The sequence below is a fragment of the Pseudomonas sp. GW823-FHT03E05 genome (assembly GCF_058796855.1).
The window spans coordinates 239,181-256,181 of record NZ_JBXAJB010000006.1; the positions used below are offsets into that span (position 1 = coordinate 239,181).

Below are 17,001 nucleotides of genomic sequence, written 5' to 3' on the forward strand. Positions count from 1 at the left end.
GGCTTGAGCCCCGGCTGCTATCACTTGGCCGGAGTCATGGGCCCGGGGGCCTTTACCTGGGTCATCAGGTCATCGTCCCACTGCCCCTCGACCTTGACCTGAGCCAGGGCCCCCAACTCCATGGCCTCGATCAGGTTGTGGTTGAGGTACACGTAGGTGCCCGGCTGCTTGAAGGTGTAGAGCGCCGCCAGGGCGGAACCGCCGGGGATGAACCAGGTCTCCAGGTTGCGTTGCGGGGCGTTGGCGAACTTGCCGGTGGTCCAGACCCAGTCGCCATGGCCGCCGATCAGGTGCGGACGGCTGTCGCGGTTGGCCTGGGAGTGGATGAACAGCACGCTTTCGCCGACCTTGGCGGTCAGGGCGTTGGCTCCGGTCAAGGCGCCGACACGGCCGTTGAACACCACGTGGCTCGGGGTCAGGGTACGCATCACTTCACGGGTGTCCTGGTAGCTGGAGGCCAGGTCCGGGTAGCTCTTGTAATGCCCGTCCTTGTCCTTGGGGATGTACAGGTCGAACTCGCCGATGGTGTAGGCCCGGTCATAGTGCAAGGGCTTGCCGGCAGGGTCCTGCAAGCCTTCGCGCGGCAGCACCATCAAGGTCCCGCTCATGCCCGAAACCACGTGCCAGGGCACCATGCCCGGCGGCGCGCAGTGATAGACGAAGGTCCCGCTGCGGTCAGCCTTGAAACGCAGCACCACTTCCTGCCCCGGCAGCACCTGGGTCAGGGCCGCACCGCCCAGGGCACCGGTGGCCGCATGGAAGTCGATGTTGTGGGGCATGCTGTTGCTGGCCGGATTGCTCAGGGTCAGCTCGACGTAGTCGCCCTCGTGCACCACCAGGGTCGGCCCCGGCATGGAGCCGTTGAAGGTCATGGCCTGCAGGGTGGTGCCCTGATCGTCCACCACCATCTTTTTCTCTTCCACGTTCATGCGGAACTGCACGACCTTCGGCGGCCCGCTGACAGCCTGCTCATGAGCATGCACCTGGGGCGGCGCCACCAGGTCTACCTTGACCCGCTGCAAACCGTCGGCGCCCGCGGCCAACACCAGGCTGGAGGCACAGCTTCCGGCCACTACACAGCACTTCAACCACGATTGAAAAGCACCCATGTTCTGCATTTCCCTGCCAATGAATGGTGATTCATTGCAAGGCAAACACCGGGGGCCCGTATTGTCTCAGGGCAATGAACGGATGGCCGGGAAAGCGCATCCGTTGAGCCCGGTCATGGATAACTGAAACTGCGCACCAGGGTCAGTTCCCCGGGGGCGCGCATCGGCACCACAAAGGTCTCGCTCTTTTCATCCGGCGTGCCTTCCTCGGTAATCACTGTGACCTGGGCGGTGGTCAGGGGCTGCACGGCATTTTCCTGGCCGCCGTCTTCATCGTCGTCACTGCGATAACCGCCACCGTAGTAGTTCACATAGACCAGGTACTGGCCCTTGAGCGGCGCCGGCATGGAGAAGATCTCCGGGCCGTAGCCCGTGGTCACGTCCACATCCAGGGTCGCGCCGTTGGGAGCCACGCGGTCGCCGTACCAGATGTGCGCGCCGTCCGGGGTTACCAGGTGCAGGTCGAGGTCGGTATTGTCGCTGTCCCAGGACAGCAGCACGCGCAACTTGGGCGGGGTCACGCCACCGCCGGTGTTGAGAAACTGCACGCGCTTGCGCTGCTGGCCATCCGGGCTGCGCACTTCGACGCTGTTGCTGCCGTTGGGGAAGGCGTACGGCCGGTCGAAGCTGCCTTGCTCATCGAACTTGAGCGGCATGCTGACGCCATTGACGATCAGCTTGCCGGGCTCTTTGTTCGCCTTGGGCGCACCCTTGATCTGCCCGCGAATACGCGCGGTATCGGCCTGGCCCTGGGGGGTATTCACCGAGGAGGCCGGATAGTTGACCTCCTGAATGTACTGTTCACCATCCATGGCTCGAGTGCGCCAGCCGCCCTTGGGGGTGTCGAGCTGGATGCCGCTGTCGGCCAGGGCCATGGGCAGGCTGAACATTCCACAAAGGAACAGGAGGACCGGGGGAGCAGGAAGTTTCATGGCCTATTCCAATAAAAGATGACGGGCGAGCCCTTCGATGTAGGTTTCATCCTGGCCGTTGGGATGAGCTTCAAAGGCCAGGTGCAGGTATTCGTGAGTCAGGTCGAGGCGGTCTTGCAGCGAGAGCACGCCCCGCACATAGATGCGTTGCCGTTCACGGTCGACGTAGGGCCGGCCGAAACTCAGGCGGCACACGGCGAACTGGCTGATTTCGTTGTAGCCGATCTCTTGCTCCAGCGGTTGGCGCCAGCGCCGGCGCTGCTGCAGCAGCCACTCCTGGGCCGCCGGCAAGGGTTCGCAGGAGGCCACGGGGTTGTCCCAGCGGCTGAGGCTGGCCCGGGGATAGGCGTGCAGCAGGATGGCGTCGTAGCGTTGCCCGGACCGGGCCTGCTCCACGGCCTGTTGCCAGGACAGTTTGTCCGGCGCCTTCAGGTCCGAGTGGTAGGTGACTTGAGTGCCGGCCAGCACCAGGTCGCTGGTCCAGGCGGCTATGGCCCGGGCCTGGGCAGTGGCCGGGCGCGGCGCGACCCGCTGGCGGTTGCTGCTGTCGTCGATGCTCAGGCATTCGCCGCTGCGCCCGGCGTTCTGCAACAGGTAGGTACGGATGGCCACGGCCAGCGCCTTGGCGGCCTCCACTGGCTCACTGGTGGCTTCGCGCTGCAGTACCCGAGCGACATATTCCTCACGGTCCAGGCGCGCCACCAGTCGCTGGGCCGCAGGGTCTTGCTGCAGGAACAGCTCGCCGGCGCTGTGGATATCCAGCTGGTTGCCGTTGGCAAACTCCACCCGGTAATCCCCTTGCAAGGCACCCGGTTTAGCCGGCTGGCCGCCCTGGCTGACGCTTCTGAGCGGGTAGCGGGAAAACAGGCTGACCTCCACACAGCGGCCTTTATCCACAGGCGGGTTGTCCGGCAGTTCCTGGTTCAGGGCCTGGGCGTAGTCCTTCAACACCCGTTGGCTGGTGCCGCGCCCGCCCACCCACAGCGGTGTGCCATCCACCAGCCAGCCGGCAAAACCACCCTGGCGCGATTGCGGGTCCTGATCCGCCAGCCAGCTCCAGGTCTTGACCCGCAAGCGCCCGCCCAAGGCGCCCACTACTGCGCCGTCGGCGGCATTGAGCACCACATCCAGCAGCACGCGCCGGGCCGTGTCCCGGGCCGGCAACAGCGCCAGCACCTGCAGCAGCTCCGCCACCGGGACCCGGGTCTGGGGCTGCAGCTGGTTGAGGTCCTGCAACCAGTCGGGAGCGTTGCGGGCCCGCCAGTAATGGCGCCAGTCAGCGGCGGACAGTTGCAAGCGCTGGGGCTCGAAATACAAACCGCAGGAACGTACCAGCGCCTGATCACGGGCGATGCTGGCGCCCACCGCACAGCAATAGACCTCTTCCTTGGACTTGCCCTGGCAGGCATAGGCCGGCTCCTGGGCGCCGGTGTCCACCAGCCAGGCGTAGACAAAGAGTTTCCAGACACTGCCCAGGGGCGCTTGCAGATCCTTGGGCAACGGCTCGCGAGACAGAACCTGGGTCTTGCTCAGGCTCACCAGCTCACTGTCCGGGGCGGTTTTCCAGGCCAGGCGCAGAGGCTCGTCCTGGGCCGTCACCCACCCAGGAAGCAAACACAGACATAGCCAGGCCCAGCACCGCACCATGTTATTTGACCGTGACCTGACCCAGGGCCGGGGTACGTTCCTGAGCCTGATGCTCCGGTGCGTACACCTGGTAGAAACGTGCCGGCGGCAGATTGAACTGGCCTTTCTGGGAGAAGCGAACCAGATGGCGCAGGCGCACTTCGCTGCCGTCGTTCAACGCATCCAGCGGCACCGCGTAGCTCATCTGCCCAGGTTCGGAACGAGCCTTCTCCAGGGACGCCGCCTCCGTACCGGCCGGGCCGGCCAGCTTGATGCCCCAGGTGGTGCGCTCGACATCGGCACCCGGCGGCAGCGGCACTTCCAGCATGCCGTACAGCAGCGGTCGGTTGCCTTCGTTGGCGATGATCACTTCGTCCAGGTACAGGCCGTCACTGGCGATCGGCTTGTTGCCCACCGGTTCCAGCTTGAAGGTGAAGGCTTCGTCCCCCGGCACCAGGCGCAACAGGCGGCGGGTGATGTTCACCGGCGACGGCGTGCCCATGTCCAGCTTGCTCAGGTAGCTCACCGACGCCCGCAGCGGACGTTCCGGCACAGAGCCCAGGGCCAGTACCGTCGGCACCTGCGCCCCTTGCCACTGCCAGTAGCTTTCACCGCTGGCGCCCTGGCGCTGTTGCCAGCCCTGCCCCGGGTTCAAGGCCACCGCCGGGGTCGACTGGGCGATGCTGCGCTGCAGCCAGGTCAGGGCCAGGGCCCGTTCCAGGGTCGATTGCGACGGCAGCAGGCGTTGCAGCAAGGCACGCGCCGCGCCTTGGTCGAACGGTTTGAGCGACAGGCTCAGGGCCTGGGTGAACGGCTGGGAGCTGATATCCAATTGCTGCTGCGCCGCTTCCAGTTGGGCGACGAACGCCGCGGGTGGCGTGACCTTGGCATCCCGCGCCAGGGCCGCGGCCAGCACCCGGGCGCTGGCCAGGCCGAGGGCCGAATCCGGATCGTCCATCACCAGGCTGTCGCTGCCGTTGTCCTGCATGCTGGCTGCCGGGCCGCTACCGGCCTTGGCCAGGTCGTCCATCAGACCGCTGACCAGGGTGTTGATCGGCAGTTTCATTTCACGGGCGAACGACAGGATCAGCGCCCGTTGCAGCAACGGCGTATTGCCAGCCTGCTTGGCGTAGACCTCCAGCACCCGCTGCCAGTGCTCCGGCGGCAGGTTCAGGTCCAGCACCTTGCTCGCATTCCAGTCGGCGTAATAGGCGTAGGCGGTGAGGAAGGCATCCGGCTCGGCATCTTCGCCCCACCAGGTGAATGCCGCTTCCGGCCCGGCCATGTGCACCAGGCGCAGACGGCTGTTCTGCATCATCAGCCGCAGCCGGTCGCGGATCTGCGGATTGCTGGCCAGCGCCGGGTAGGCAACGCTCAGCGGCAGCAACTGGCTGGCGGTCTGTTCGACGCCGCCATACGGGTATTCCAGCAGGTCATCCAAGGCCGAACGGAACAGCGCTTGCGGGCTGTCGTCCAGGCGCAGGCGAATGTCCGCAGCATCGGCCGGCAGGCCCAGCGGCGTGCTGATGGTGACCACGTCCAGGCTCTGGGTCTGCACGCTCTGCCAGCCGGCCGCACTGCTCACCAGGCGCACCGCCAGGGCATCCACGGTCTTGCCGCCCTGCACCAGCTCGGCGCTCCACTCGCCATTGCCCGGGGCAATGGCCGGCAGCGCCACATAGTTGATCCCGCTGTTGAGGGTCAGCGGCAGGCGCTGGGACTCACCGGCGTAATGGATCACCAGTTCGGCCTTGGTGGGTTGTTCGGACTGGCTGAAGGCGAATACCCCCAGGTCCGGCTTGTCACCCGTGCGGAAGCGGGTCGGACCGCTCCACTTCAGGTACAGGGCCTTGTCGGAACGCACGAACTGCTTTTTCTGCCCCACTTGGCCATCATCGGCGATGGCCCGGGCAGTGATGCGCCAGCGGGTCAGGGAATCCGGCATGCGGAAGGTGAAACGCGCCTTGCCGCTACCGTCGGTGACCAGCTCAGGCTGCCAGGCAGCGGTGTCGACGTCTTCGCGCCGCGGACGCTCCAGTACCTTGACCCCGCGTTCGCTGCGGTTGGCCTTGCCCGGGGCGGTGGGGCTGCCCGGCAGGGCCACGTCGTAGCTGATGAACGACAGGCTGGCGCTGGTGCGCACATTGTTGCGCCGCGGGTGGTAGAAGAACTGGTCGATGCTCGGCGCCACTTCCGGTTGCAGGGCGTAGACCATTTCGTCCACCACGCTGACCGTCAGGTGTGCGGGCACCGGCTTGCCGGCGAACTGGGTAGACAGGTCGACGGTGACCATGTCACCCGGCTGGTATTTGTCCTTGTCGGTATGGATGGCCACATCGATCTGCGGCGTCAGCACCTTGATCCCGGCGTTCTGGAAGCTGTACTCGCCGCCCTTGGTGTAGAGCACGGAAAAGGTCAGGTTCGGCGCAAAGCCGTCCTTCACCGGCACCCGGGCGCGGTATTGGGTGGGGCTGAGTTTTTCCACCTTGAGCCAATCGCCGCCCTTGGACAGCAGCGCCGTGGCCTCGACCTTGTCCCGCTCCAGGGACAGCAGGGCGTCGTTGATCGGCTCCGGGAAGGTGATCAGCGCCAGGGCTTCGTCACCAGCCTTGTACTCGGGCTTGTCGAGGACGATTTCCACGGTGCCCGGCACCGCTTTCACGCCCTCGCCAGTGACCGAGTGGCTGGTGCCGCCCAGTACACGATCGTGCTCGTCGCGCAGGGTCAGGTTGTAGGTACCGGGGCGCTCGAAGGCCAGGGCGAAACCGCTGTCGGCGGCAGCCAGCTTGCCCTCGCCGGTGGACTGGTCCTCCATGCGCACCCAGCCGTAGCGGCTCGGCTTGACGTTCTTGCTCTGCTCGCCGGTGTTCTGGTTGGCGTAGCTGAACTGCACCTTGTCGCCGGCCGCGCTGAAACGCTGCGGCGCGCTGAGGCTGAAGCTCGCCGCGCCACGCTCGATGAGGATTTCCTTGGTGGTCTTGACCCGATACGCAGCGCCATCACTGGCGAATACGGTGAGCATGTAGCGGCTGGGCTTGTCCGCCGCCGGCAGGTCGAGGGTCGCACTGCCCTTGGAATCGGTGGTCAGTTCGGCGCTGGTCAACTCCACCGGGAACTGGCCCATGTACTGCAGTTCGTTGTCCACCATGGACAGCTGCTGGGCCCGCAGGCTCAGTTGCAGGCGAGCGTTGGCCACCGGCTTGCCGTCGGGGTAGAGCAGCACCAGGTTGCCCTTCACCGGCTCGCCGGTCTTGAAGTCCGGCTTGGCCAGGGCCAGGGAAACCTCAAAGTGCGGCTTGATGTACTCGGCCACGCGGAAGGCACTGCTGTAGACCTGGCCCTTGTAGCCAAAACGCAGTTCATAACCACCGGCCACGGCATTTTCCGGCAGTTGGAAGCGGCCCTGGGCGCCGGACTTGGAATCCAGGTTCAGGGTCATGTTCTGCAGGGCGGTGCCGGCGGCATCCAGCACGCTGACGTTCACCGTGCCGGCACCCGGCTGTACCGAGTCCCGGGCGTTCTTGAACTCGCGACCGACGATCTTCAGCGATACCCAGTCCCCGGGGCGATACAGCGGCCGGTCGGTGAAGGCATACAGTTTGGTGTCGTAGATTTCGCTGTCGTAATAGAAGTTCTCGGAGACGAACACCCCGCCTTCCTGGTCTTCGCCGATCACGTAGGAGCGCTCGGGGCTGACGTGCTTGAGGCGCACCAGGCCCTGTTCGTCGGTGGCGCCGCTGTTCATCACGCCGAGGCCGTCGGTCCACAGCACATTGACCTTGGACACCGAGTTGCCTTCATGCTTGCCCGCGGCCCAGACCAGCAGTTCGTCGCCGGCGATCTTGCTCACCGCCACGGTGTTGGAAACAAAGACCATGGTGGTGGCGCGGTACTTGCCCACCAGGGCCTCCACCAGGTACAGGCCGGGCTTGAGCTGCCCCAGCGGGATGTAGACGTTGCCCGGGGCGACGTTGATGAACTGGCTGGAGGAACCGGACAGGTTTACCCCGGCCGGCGGCTGGATCGGCTTGGCCTGCCACAGCGGATAACGGAACTGGGTCACCAGGGGCAGCCCCGGGATCAGGGCGAATTGCGGCTGGGCGTCATACGGCGTCGGCGCCAGCATGGAGTTGCCCACCTTCAGTTCCGGCACCTCTTCGGTGACCTGCTTGCGTGACTCGTAGGAGAAGGCGCGCTGCATCACCCGGCGAGATTTGCGGTACCAGTTGTCCCACAGGTAGGCCAGGGTGTTGGACAGGCCCTCGCCCTTGAACTGGCCGTCGCTGACCACCCGGTGCAGGTTCTTCTGGCGCTTGAGAAAGTCCAGCGGCTGGTCGATCCGGTACACCCGGATGTCCGCGCCGCCATAGGGCTCCATGCGAAAGCGCCGGTAGTCACGGCCCGGGGCCTCGAGGCGCACCATGGCCTGTTCGTCGCTGGCGAAACTGCTGTCGGCCAGGAGGAAGAAACTCTCGCCGGAGACCGCCGCATAGTCGCTGGGCGGCACCGAGTCTTCGGCGTTGACCAGGGCCACGGGGGTGAGCAGGGTCAAGGCCAGGGTCAGGCGAAACAGAAAACGGGACATACGGGATTCGCTCATTGGGTGAGGAAGTTCAGTCGATAGATGCCGATGAAGTTGGGGTTGGCTGAGTCGGGTATCCATCGAGTGTCCTTCCATGTCATCAGTTGCTGCACGCTAGCCGAGCGCATGCCGTTGTCGGTGGGAGTGGTGGTGCCGGTGTGATAGGCGATGTTGCGGCCCATCCAGATCATCAGGTGCTGGTCGTCGCCCTGGTCGAAGAACAACAGGTCACCGGGGCGCGCCTGCCCCAGGTCACGGCTCACCAGATGGCTGTTGAACTGGATCAGCTTGATGGCATTGACGTAGGGCCCGGTCTGGCCGCCGCCCTGCTGCCACTGCTGGGCCAGGCCGCGCTGGCCTTCGCTCAGTTGCAGCTCCGGCGGCAGGTAGCGATTGGACATGCCGTTGGCCCGCAGCCATTTGTTGTCGTGGACCTTGAGCGCTTCGTTGGCGGCAAAGCGCACCAGGCCCGCGCAATCCTGCTGGTACCAGCGCGGGCTCGGGCCCTGGCTCAACTGCTCCTGGGCGATGCGCACGAACCAGGCACGGAACACCTGGGACTGCTGCACGTCCAGGGGCGGAGCCTGGGTCGCGCCCACGGCGCTGCTCAGCAACAAGGCCAACAGGCCAAGGCTGCTCAGACCTTTGCGCAGTGCACTCACAGGGCACGCCATTGCAGGGGCAGCCATTGCCAGTGACCGTCGGGCTCGCTGCCTTCGGGCAGGGTCAGGGCGTACTTGCCATAACCGCCGAGGGTACGCAGCTTGGGCACCAGGTAGGTTTGCGCGGCGTTGTTGAACACCGGCTCCATGTCCTGGGGCAGGCTGTCGAAGGTTTCCTGCTGGATCAACTGGGCCAGGGACTGCGGGCCCAGGTACACCGGCATCAGTGCATCCTTGGGCACCACGTCCGCCAGGGGCGGGAAGCGCTTGTCCAGGGTGCCCAGGGCCTTGTTCACCAACTTGTCATCCAGGGAGAAGACCAGGGTCGAGCCATGGCGGGCCAGGCTGACCTGCATGAAGGCGCGACCGGTGATGGTTTGCGGGTCCTTGGCTTCCTTGGCCGGGTACTGGCCGAAGTTGGAACTGACCTGGCGCTGCCACTGGTGCACGTCGCCGTTCTGCTGCTCGACCACCGGGAAGATGCGCTCCGCCACCTTGCTTTCCCGGGTGCCGACCATGGAGCCGAACAGCTTGCCCAGGTCCGTATCGAGCTTGGCATTGTCCTTGTCCTTGAGGCTGGCCACCAGCAGCGGTGTGTACAGCCGCGAGTCGGCGTACCAGCACAGGCCGGCGGTCCCGGCCATGTGCTCGGTCAGGGTGGTGGCCACCGCTTCTTCGGCGCCCAGTTTGACCAGCAACGGCTTCTGCTGCTCCGCCGCCAGGGGCAAGGCTACGCAGGCGCTGGCGCCCATGGGCATGGCCTGCCAGATCGGCTTGAAGTCGAACGCCGGCTGGTTGTCCTGCTCTTGCATGGCCAGGTAGCTGTGCCAGCCCTTGTCGTCCATGTCGAAGCGCAGGCCGGCGAAGTTGGGGATAAAGCGCTGGTAACCCATGGCCAAAACGCTGGAATTGACTGCCAGCCGCTGCTGCACTTCAGGCTTGCGCGCTTCCAGGCCAAAGGCCTCGGGGAACAGTTTGTCGCCGTTGAGCAGGGCCTCCAGGGCGGTGGTGGACACCGCACCATGCTCGTCGTCGGCGCCGGTGGCGGGGTCGTACAGCTTGGCGGGGTTGGACAGCACCACCAGCTTGTCGCCGTGGGAGGCGAATGCCAGGGACCGGCTGGCGTTGTAATTCAACTGGTACAGGGTCACCGCATCGCCACCGACCTTCAGGTCCGCCAGCTTGCTCAACTGGGTGTCATCCAGGGCCACCTTGGCCAGGGGCTCCAGCAGCTTGGCCAGGCCGCCGCGGTCCATCACCAGCAGGAAGTCCTTGAGACGCCCGTCGGCGCCGCGCCACAGCGCCACGTCGGCCGGCTGGTCGAACAACTGCTCGATCAGGTTGTCCTGCAGCTTCAGGTCATGCTCGTAGATGATCCGCCGCAGGCTACCGATCAGGCCCAGGCGGTCGGCGTGGGTCTGGTAATAGAAGACGAAATCCTCGGTCAGGGTTTCCTTGAGGAAAGGCACCGCCAGCAGGTCCTTGGGCAACTGCGCCAGGGAATGGGTTTCCAGCAGCCCATCGGGGCGGCTCAGGCCCAGCTTGTCGCCGGCCAGCTCCGCCACCGGAGTCTTGGGCTTGCAGCCCACGCCGGTGACCGCGGCCGCCACCAGGCACAGGCCCATGACCAGGACCGGCCAGCGCCGCTTGCTGGCGGGTTGTTCAGTACCGGGCACGCCGGCTGCCGGGGATGCTGTGTTTTCGCTCATGATTCACAAAGCCCAATTCATCCGTGGTGCGGGATGTTCAATAGTTGAAAGACTTGACCAGCAACAGGTCGCCGATGGCCCGCATGGGCACGATAAAGGTCTCGCGTTTCTCATCGACGGTGTTTTCGTTAAGGATCAGGTTGATCTGCGAGGTGATCACCTCGTTCTGATTGCTGCCTTCGTCGAAGTTGTATCCGCCGCTGCCGAAGTTGCCCCAGTAGTTCACGTAGATCAGGTAGGTGCCCCGCAGCGGTGCGGTCATGGTGAACATTTCCGGGCCCGGGCCATCGACGCCGTCCGGGTCCAGGCCGCCGCCATTGGTCAGGCCGGGGTGGCCGAAGAAGGCGTGCTGACCGTCCGGGGTAATGATGTGCATGTCCAGCTCGGCCTTGGGATCGTCCCAGCCCAGCACTACGCGAATGCGCGGTGGAGTCTTGTTCAGGTTGGCTTCATAGAACTGCACGCGCTTGAGGGACTTGCCCTCGGAGCTGCGCACTTCGACGCTGTTGGAGCCGGCACCGAACGCATAGGGCCGGGCAAAACGGCCCTGCTCGTCGGTGTAGAGATTCAACGGGTTGCCGTTGACCGACAGGCTGTGGGGCTGGCGCAAATGGCCAATGGCCTTGAGCTGGCCTTCGATCAGGGTGCGGTTGCGCTGGATGCCGCGGTCGATGGGCGGCGTCGGATAGGCCACGCGATCCTGCTCGGTGCGGTCCAGCAGGCCGGAATAACGCCAGCCGGCCAGGGGTTCCTGCAGCTCGGCAGAAGGCTCGGCGAATGCCGGCCCGGCCAGCAGCAAGGTCAGCAGAAGGGAGGATAGAGCGCGCATGTAATGCGTCCTGCCATGCATGGGAAAACCCTGGCGCCAGATCCTCGGCGCGGCTGCAAATATTCAGAAAGAGTGCCCGGCAACAAAGGGCGTTGGAAAGGCCGCAGATTAGCGACTTGGCGCCTGTTGCACAATTGCCGAAAAAGGAATTTGCGAGGGAATCGGCAATGCCCTGAAACCCCCGCAGCAAGTGCCATTACAGCGCCATCACCCCCTCCACTCCCGGGAGCAATGCGCGTCGTGAAAACCCCAGCCCCCCTACCCCAACGCCCCCCGTCCGAAGCCCGCCAGCGGGCGCTTCTCATTTGCCCGAAACCCCGCTGTCTGCTAGTGTCGCGCCGGTTTAACGTCAACCGGGATAGCCGCCATGGCCCGCAAAAAAGCTGCCTTAGATTTCGAACAATCCCTCGCCGACCTGCAAACCCTGGTCGAGCGTCTGGAGAACGGCGAGCTGTCGCTGGAAGACTCGTTGACCGCCTTCGAGCAAGGCATCGGCCTGACCCGCGATTGCCAGGCGGCCCTGGCCCAGGCCGAGCAGAAGGTGCAGATCCTCCTGGAGCGCGATGGCGAACTGGCGGAACAGCCCTTCGATGCGGAACAGCCGGAATGATTACCGCCTATCAGGCCTCCAGCCAGGCCCGCGTCGACGCTGCAATGCACACCCTGTTCACCGCCCCTAGCCCCGAACTTGCCCGCCTCTATGAAGCCATGCGCTACAGCGTGATGAATGGCGGCAAGCGCGTGCGCCCGCTGCTGGCCTACGCCGCCTGCGAGGCCCTGGGCGGCAAGCCCGAGCAAGCCAACGGCGCCGCCTGCGCGGTGGAGCTGATCCACGCCTATTCCCTGGTGCACGACGACCTGCCGGCCATGGACGATGACGACCTGCGCCGCGGCCAGCCCACTACCCACAAGGCTTTCGATGAAGCCTGCGCGATCCTCGCCGGCGACGGCCTGCAGAGCCTGGCCTTCAGCGCCCTGCTGGACCCGGCCCTGAGCGACGCCAGCGCCGAGATCCGCCTGCGCATGGTCACCACCCTGGCCCAGGCCGCGGGCCCGGCGGGCATGGTCGGCGGCCAGGCCATCGACCTCGGCTCCGTGGGGCTCAAGCTGGACCAGCAGGCCCTGGAATACATGCATCGGCACAAGACCGGGGCACTGATCGAAGCCAGCGTGATCCTTGGCGCCCTGGCCAGCGGCCGGGCCGAAAAGGACGAGCTCAAGGCCCTGCAAACCTACGCTCAGGCCATTGGCCTGGCGTTCCAGGTGCAGGACGACATTCTCGATGTCGAAAGCGATACCGCCACCCTGGGCAAGCGCCAGGGCGCCGATATCGCCCGGGACAAGCCGACCTACCCGGCCTTGCTGGGCCTGGCCGCAGCCAAGGAGTACGCCCTGGAACTGCGCGACCAGGCGCTGCATGCCCTGCGTCCGTTTGACGCAGCGGCCGAGCCGCTGCGCGAGCTGGCGCGCTATATCGTCGAACGCCGCAGCTGATCGGCGGTCCGCAGCAGGACCGCATATCGGCCAAGTTCGGCGCTCTGCGTGGGCAGCTTGCGATGCATAAGGTAAACTGCCGCCTCTTTCTATACCTATAACGATTCGCCTGATGCCCACGACGTTTCATGAGATTCCCCGCAAACGCCCGACCACGCCGCTGCTCGACCGCGCCCAGACGCCGGACGGCCTGCGCCGGTTAGGCGAAGCCGAGCTGGAAACCCTGGCCGATGAGTTGCGCCTGGAATTGCTCTACACGGTCGGCCAGACCGGCGGGCACTTCGGTGCCGGCCTCGGGGTCATCGAGCTGACCATCGCGTTGCATTACGTGTTCGACACCCCGGACGACCGGCTGGTGTGGGACGTGGGTCACCAGGCGTATCCGCACAAGATCCTCACCGGGCGCCGTGAGCAGATGGCCAGCCTGCGCCAGAAAGACGGCCTGGCCGCCTTCCCGCGGCGCTCCGAGAGCGAGTACGACACCTTCGGCGTCGGCCACTCCAGTACCTCCATCAGCGCTGCCCTGGGCATGGCCATCGCCGCCCGCCTGCAGAACAGCGAGCGCAAGGCCATCGCCGTGATCGGCGACGGCGCCCTGACCGCGGGCATGGCCTTCGAGGCCCTGAACCACGCGCCGGAAGTGGACGCCAACATGCTGGTGATCCTCAACGACAACGACATGTCGATCTCGCGCAATGTCGGCGGGCTGTCCAACTACCTGGCCAAGATTCTCTCCAGCCGCACCTACGCCAGCATGCGCGAAGGCAGCAAGAAAGTGCTGTCGCGCCTGCCCGGGGCCTGGGAAATCGCTCGCCGCACCGAAGAATACGCCAAGGGCATGCTGGTCCCCGGCACCCTGTTCGAAGAACTGGGCTGGAACTACATCGGCCCCATCGACGGCCATGACCTGCCGACCCTGATCGCCACCCTGCGCAACATGCGCGACCTCAAGGGCCCGCAGTTCCTGCATGTGGTGACCAAGAAGGGCAAGGGCTTCGCCCCGGCGGAAGTCGACCCGATCGGCTACCACGCCATCACCAAGCTGGAACCCCTGGACGCCCCGGCGGCCGCGCCGAAAAAGGCCGGCGGGCCGAAGTATTCAGGTGTGTTCGGCGAATGGCTGTGCGACATGGCCGCCGCCGACCCGCGCCTGGTGGGCATCACCCCGGCGATGAAGGAAGGTTCGGACCTGGTGGCCTTCAGCGAGCGTTTCCCGCTGCGCTACTTCGACGTGGCAATTGCCGAGCAGCACGCCGTGACCCTGGCGGCCGGCATGGCCTGCGAGGGCGCCAAGCCGGTGGTGGCGATCTATTCGACCTTCCTCCAGCGCGGCTATGACCAGCTGATCCACGATGTGGCGGTACAGAACCTCGACGTGCTGTTCGCCATCGACCGCGCCGGCCTGGTGGGCGAAGACGGCCCGACCCACGCCGGCAGCTTCGACCTCTCCTACCTGCGCTGCATCCCCGGCATGCTGGTGATGACCCCGAGCGACGAGAACGAGCTGCGCATGATGCTCAGCACCGGGCACCTGTACAACGGCCCTGCGGCCGTGCGCTACCCGCGCGGCACCGGCCCCAACGCACCGATCGACAAGAGCCTGGAACCGATCGAGATCGGCAAGGGCGTGATCCGCCGCCAGGGCAGGCAAGTGGCCCTGCTGGTGTTCGGCGTGCAACTGGCCGAAGCCCTGCAAGTGGCCGAGAACCTCGACGCCACGGTGGTCGACATGCGCTTCGTCAAGCCACTGGATGAAGCCCTGGTACGCGAGATCGCCAGCAGCCACGAACTGCTGGTGACCATCGAGGAAAACGCCATCATGGGTGGCGCCGGCGGTGCGGTCAGCGAATACCTGGCACGGGAAAACATCCTCAAGCCGATCCTCCACCTGGGCTTGCCGGACGCCTACGTCGAGCACGCCAAACCGGCGCAGATGCTCGCCGAGTGCGGCCTCGACGAAGCCGGCATCGAGGCCTCGGTGCGCCAGCGCCTGGCGCTGCTGGGCCTGGCTTGATCCACAACGGCCAGCTGTAGCCGCTGTTGCACGCCCGCCATGCGGGCGTCGCTTTTTGGCCTTCACTGTGCAGCCTCTCCCACTTTGCGGCGAAGGCCGAGCCGCGCCAACGGAATAGCCATGAAACTCTCTCGCCTGGCCCTGCCGCTTTGCCTTTTGCCCTGCGCCGAACTCTTTGCCGACACCCCCGACCGCGATCAGGCCCTGAAACTGCCCGAAATGCTGATCAGCGCCAACCGCCAGGTGGAAGCGCGCAATGACAGCAGCGCCGCCAACACCGTATTCACCCGGGAAGACATCGACCGCCTGCAACCCGGCAGCCTCACCGACCTGCTGCAGCGGGTGCCGGGGGTGCAGGTAGCCCATGGCGGCGGGCGCGGCAACCTGCCGAATATCTTCATCCGCGGCACCAACTCGGCCCAGAGCCTGGTGCTGGTGGACGGCCAGCGCATCAGCAGCTCATCGAGCGGCGACAGTAACCTGCAGTTCATCAGTATCGAGCAGATAGAAAGGGTGGAAGTACTGCGTGGCTCGCGCTCAGTGATCTATGGCAGCGACGCCATTGGCGGGGTGATCCAGATCTTCACCCGGCGCGGAGCGGACTCGGGGCTCCATGGGCGCATGCGCGTCGCCGCTGGCAGCAACCAGACCTGGGAGCGCAGCCTGGGACTGTCCGGTGGAGATCAACAGACACGCTTCAGCCTCGGCGCCAACCTGGATGAAACCGCCGGGATCGACTGGACCCAGGAATCGTTCCCCAGCGATGCCGACCATGATGGTTACCGCAACAAGTCGTTGAGCTTCACCCTCAGCCATGCGCTGAACGATGACCTGGAGGTAGGCCTCAACCTGCTGGATAACCGTGGTCGCACGCGCTATGACAACCCCTTCGGGCGCTACGACTCAAGCTACGACGTCTTCGCCCAGGATCCTTACACCGACTTCAGTGTCAGCAGCGTCAGCGGCTATCTCGATGCGCACATCAATGATTACTGGACGTCGCGAGTAGAGCTGGGGCATAGCGAGAACCGCGACCTCAAGCGCGACAAACTCAGTGACGAACGAAACGTATTCAATACCTACCGGGACTCGCTGAACTGGCAGAACGATCTGCGCCTGGACGAACACAACAGCCTGATCCTCGGCGCTGACTGGTACGAAGACCGGCTCAATACCAGCCCGGCGCGATTTGCCGAAGACAGCCGCTGGAACCGGGCGGCCTTCATTCAGCACCGCTTTCGCGGTGACAGTTTCTCCACCGAGCTGGGTCTGCGCCGCGACCAGAACCAGCAATATGGCAGCCAGAACACCTGGAGCGGCACCTTTACCCTGCCGCTCAACCCGGACAATGACTTGCTGCTCTCCTATAGCGAAGGTTTCCGAGCGCCCAACTTCAGCGACCTGTATTACCCCGGCTTCAGCAACCCCGACCTCAAGCCGGAACACTCCAAGAGCTATGAATTGCAGTGGCGTAACCAACTGACGCAAAGCACTCGCCTGGAGACCTCGATCTTCCGCACCGATATCAAGGACGCAATCATTTATGACCGCATAGCCCAACGCCCGGAAAACGTTGGCGCAGCGAGAATCAACGGTTTCGAAGCGGCCCTGAAACAGGAACTGTTCGGCTGGCAGACCAGCATCGGCACCGCGATCATTGATCCGCGCAATCGCAAGGATGGCCATCAACTGCCGCGCCGTGCCCGCCGCACCTTGAATCTGGATCTAGACCGGCAGTTCGACCAATTGGCGCTAGGTGCCAGCTGGCAACTGGTGAGCAAGAGCCGTGAGGACTTGAGCACGAAAAAGCAGGTCCCGATTGGCGGCTACGGCCTGCTCGGACTGCGAAGCAGTTGGGCGATCAATCAGGAAGTGAAGCTGGACCTGAAACTCGACAACATCTTCGACAAGTCCTATAGCCGCGCGCTCTACGAGTACAACGGCAACGACTATGGCTACCGCAGCGAAAGCCGTACCTGGATGCTCGGCGTGACCTGGACGCCTGAGCTGTAAGATCCGCCGCCTTCGCCGGCAAGCCGGCTCC

General features: G+C 65.0%; 11 protein-coding genes. 4 read left to right on the forward strand and 7 right to left on the reverse strand.

Features of this window, described 5'->3' with window-relative positions:
* Window positions 1-20: 20 nt before the first annotated feature.
* The 7 genes from nirK to AC1RCO_RS24795 all read right to left on the reverse strand — a co-directional run bounded on the left by nirK (window position 21) and on the right by AC1RCO_RS24795 (window position 11,449).
* Entirely contained in the window at window positions 21-1,109 is a 1,089-nt protein-coding gene (nirK, locus tag AC1RCO_RS24765; protein ID WP_011063717.1) for a copper-containing nitrite reductase, read from the reverse strand.
* Window positions 1,110-1,222: 113 nt separating this feature from the next.
* On the reverse strand, window positions 1,223-2,041 hold the full coding sequence (locus AC1RCO_RS24770) for a YfaP family protein (RefSeq protein WP_015637188.1): 819 nt from the start codon (window positions 2,039-2,041) through the stop codon (window positions 1,223-1,225).
* A gap of 3 nt (window positions 2,042-2,044) precedes the next feature.
* Window positions 2,045-3,688 carry a DUF2300 domain-containing protein gene (locus AC1RCO_RS24775; RefSeq protein ID WP_492618136.1) on the reverse strand — a complete coding sequence of 548 codons (1,644 nt, stop codon included), beginning with the start codon at window positions 3,686-3,688 and terminating at the stop codon, window positions 2,045-2,047.
* 1 nt (window position 3,689) lies between these two features.
* Entirely contained in the window at window positions 3,690-8,267 is a 4,578-nt protein-coding gene (locus tag AC1RCO_RS24780; protein WP_492618137.1) for an alpha-2-macroglobulin family protein, read from the reverse strand.
* Window positions 8,264-8,923 (reverse strand): DUF1175 domain-containing protein, encoded by a 660-nt coding sequence (locus AC1RCO_RS24785; protein WP_015637191.1) that lies wholly within the window; start codon window positions 8,921-8,923, stop codon window positions 8,264-8,266. Before AC1RCO_RS24785 ends, AC1RCO_RS24780 begins: the two co-directional genes overlap by 4 nt.
* On the reverse strand, window positions 8,908-10,620 hold the full coding sequence (locus tag AC1RCO_RS24790) for a DUF2138 domain-containing protein (RefSeq protein ID WP_492618138.1): 1,713 nt from the start codon (window positions 10,618-10,620) through the stop codon (window positions 8,908-8,910). Before AC1RCO_RS24790 ends, AC1RCO_RS24785 begins: the two co-directional genes overlap by 16 nt.
* Window positions 10,621-10,657: 37 nt before the next feature.
* The gene (locus AC1RCO_RS24795; RefSeq protein ID WP_019092777.1) at window positions 10,658-11,449 is read right to left on the reverse strand and encodes a YfaP family protein; all 792 of its coding nucleotides are present in this window, start codon (window positions 11,447-11,449) and stop codon (window positions 10,658-10,660) included.
* A 367-nt stretch (window positions 11,450-11,816) separates the two neighbouring features.
* Here AC1RCO_RS24795 and AC1RCO_RS24800 point away from each other — a divergent pair, with 367 nt between their 5' ends.
* The 4 genes from AC1RCO_RS24800 to AC1RCO_RS24815 all read left to right on the forward strand — a co-directional run bounded on the left by AC1RCO_RS24800 (window position 11,817) and on the right by AC1RCO_RS24815 (window position 16,970).
* Window positions 11,817-12,059, forward strand: a complete 243-nt coding sequence (locus AC1RCO_RS24800) for an exodeoxyribonuclease VII small subunit (protein ID WP_011063724.1) — start codon at window positions 11,817-11,819, stop codon at window positions 12,057-12,059.
* Window positions 12,056-12,943, forward strand: coding sequence for a (2E,6E)-farnesyl diphosphate synthase (gene ispA / locus AC1RCO_RS24805; protein WP_019092778.1), 888 nt, complete (start codon window positions 12,056-12,058; stop codon window positions 12,941-12,943). The genes AC1RCO_RS24800 and ispA overlap by 4 nt, the downstream gene beginning before the upstream one ends.
* Window positions 12,944-13,055: 112 nt before the next feature.
* Window positions 13,056-14,957, forward strand: a complete 1,902-nt coding sequence (gene dxs, locus AC1RCO_RS24810) for a 1-deoxy-D-xylulose-5-phosphate synthase (protein ID WP_065363609.1) — start codon at window positions 13,056-13,058, stop codon at window positions 14,955-14,957.
* 120 nt (window positions 14,958-15,077) lie between these two features.
* A complete protein-coding gene (locus tag AC1RCO_RS24815; protein WP_492618139.1) occupies window positions 15,078-16,970 on the forward strand; it encodes a TonB-dependent receptor plug domain-containing protein in 1,893 nt (630 codons plus the stop codon).
* The last annotated feature ends 31 nt before the right edge of the window (window positions 16,971-17,001 follow it).

Coding starts and splice junctions, on each gene's coding strand:
- nirK (WP_011063717.1), bottom strand. CDS start 1,109: ATGGGTGCTTTTCAATCGTGGTTGAAGTGCTGTGTAGTGGCCGGAAGC.
- AC1RCO_RS24770 (WP_015637188.1), bottom strand. CDS start 2,041: ATGAAACTTCCTGCTCCCCCGGTCCTCCTGTTCCTTTGTGGAATGTTC.
- AC1RCO_RS24775 (WP_492618136.1), bottom strand. CDS start 3,688: ATGGTGCGGTGCTGGGCCTGGCTATGTCTGTGTTTGCTTCCTGGGTGG.
- AC1RCO_RS24780 (WP_492618137.1), bottom strand. CDS start 8,267: ATGAGCGAATCCCGTATGTCCCGTTTTCTGTTTCGCCTGACCCTGGCC.
- AC1RCO_RS24785 (WP_015637191.1), bottom strand. CDS start 8,923: ATGGCGTGCCCTGTGAGTGCACTGCGCAAAGGTCTGAGCAGCCTTGGC.
- AC1RCO_RS24790 (WP_492618138.1), bottom strand. CDS start 10,620: ATGAGCGAAAACACAGCATCCCCGGCAGCCGGCGTGCCCGGTACTGAA.
- AC1RCO_RS24795 (WP_019092777.1), bottom strand. CDS start 11,449: ATGCGCGCTCTATCCTCCCTTCTGCTGACCTTGCTGCTGGCCGGGCCG.
- AC1RCO_RS24800 (WP_011063724.1), top strand. CDS start 11,817: ATGGCCCGCAAAAAAGCTGCCTTAGATTTCGAACAATCCCTCGCCGAC.
- ispA (WP_019092778.1), top strand. CDS start 12,056: ATGATTACCGCCTATCAGGCCTCCAGCCAGGCCCGCGTCGACGCTGCA.
- dxs (WP_065363609.1), top strand. CDS start 13,056: ATGCCCACGACGTTTCATGAGATTCCCCGCAAACGCCCGACCACGCCG.
- AC1RCO_RS24815 (WP_492618139.1), top strand. CDS start 15,078: ATGAAACTCTCTCGCCTGGCCCTGCCGCTTTGCCTTTTGCCCTGCGCC.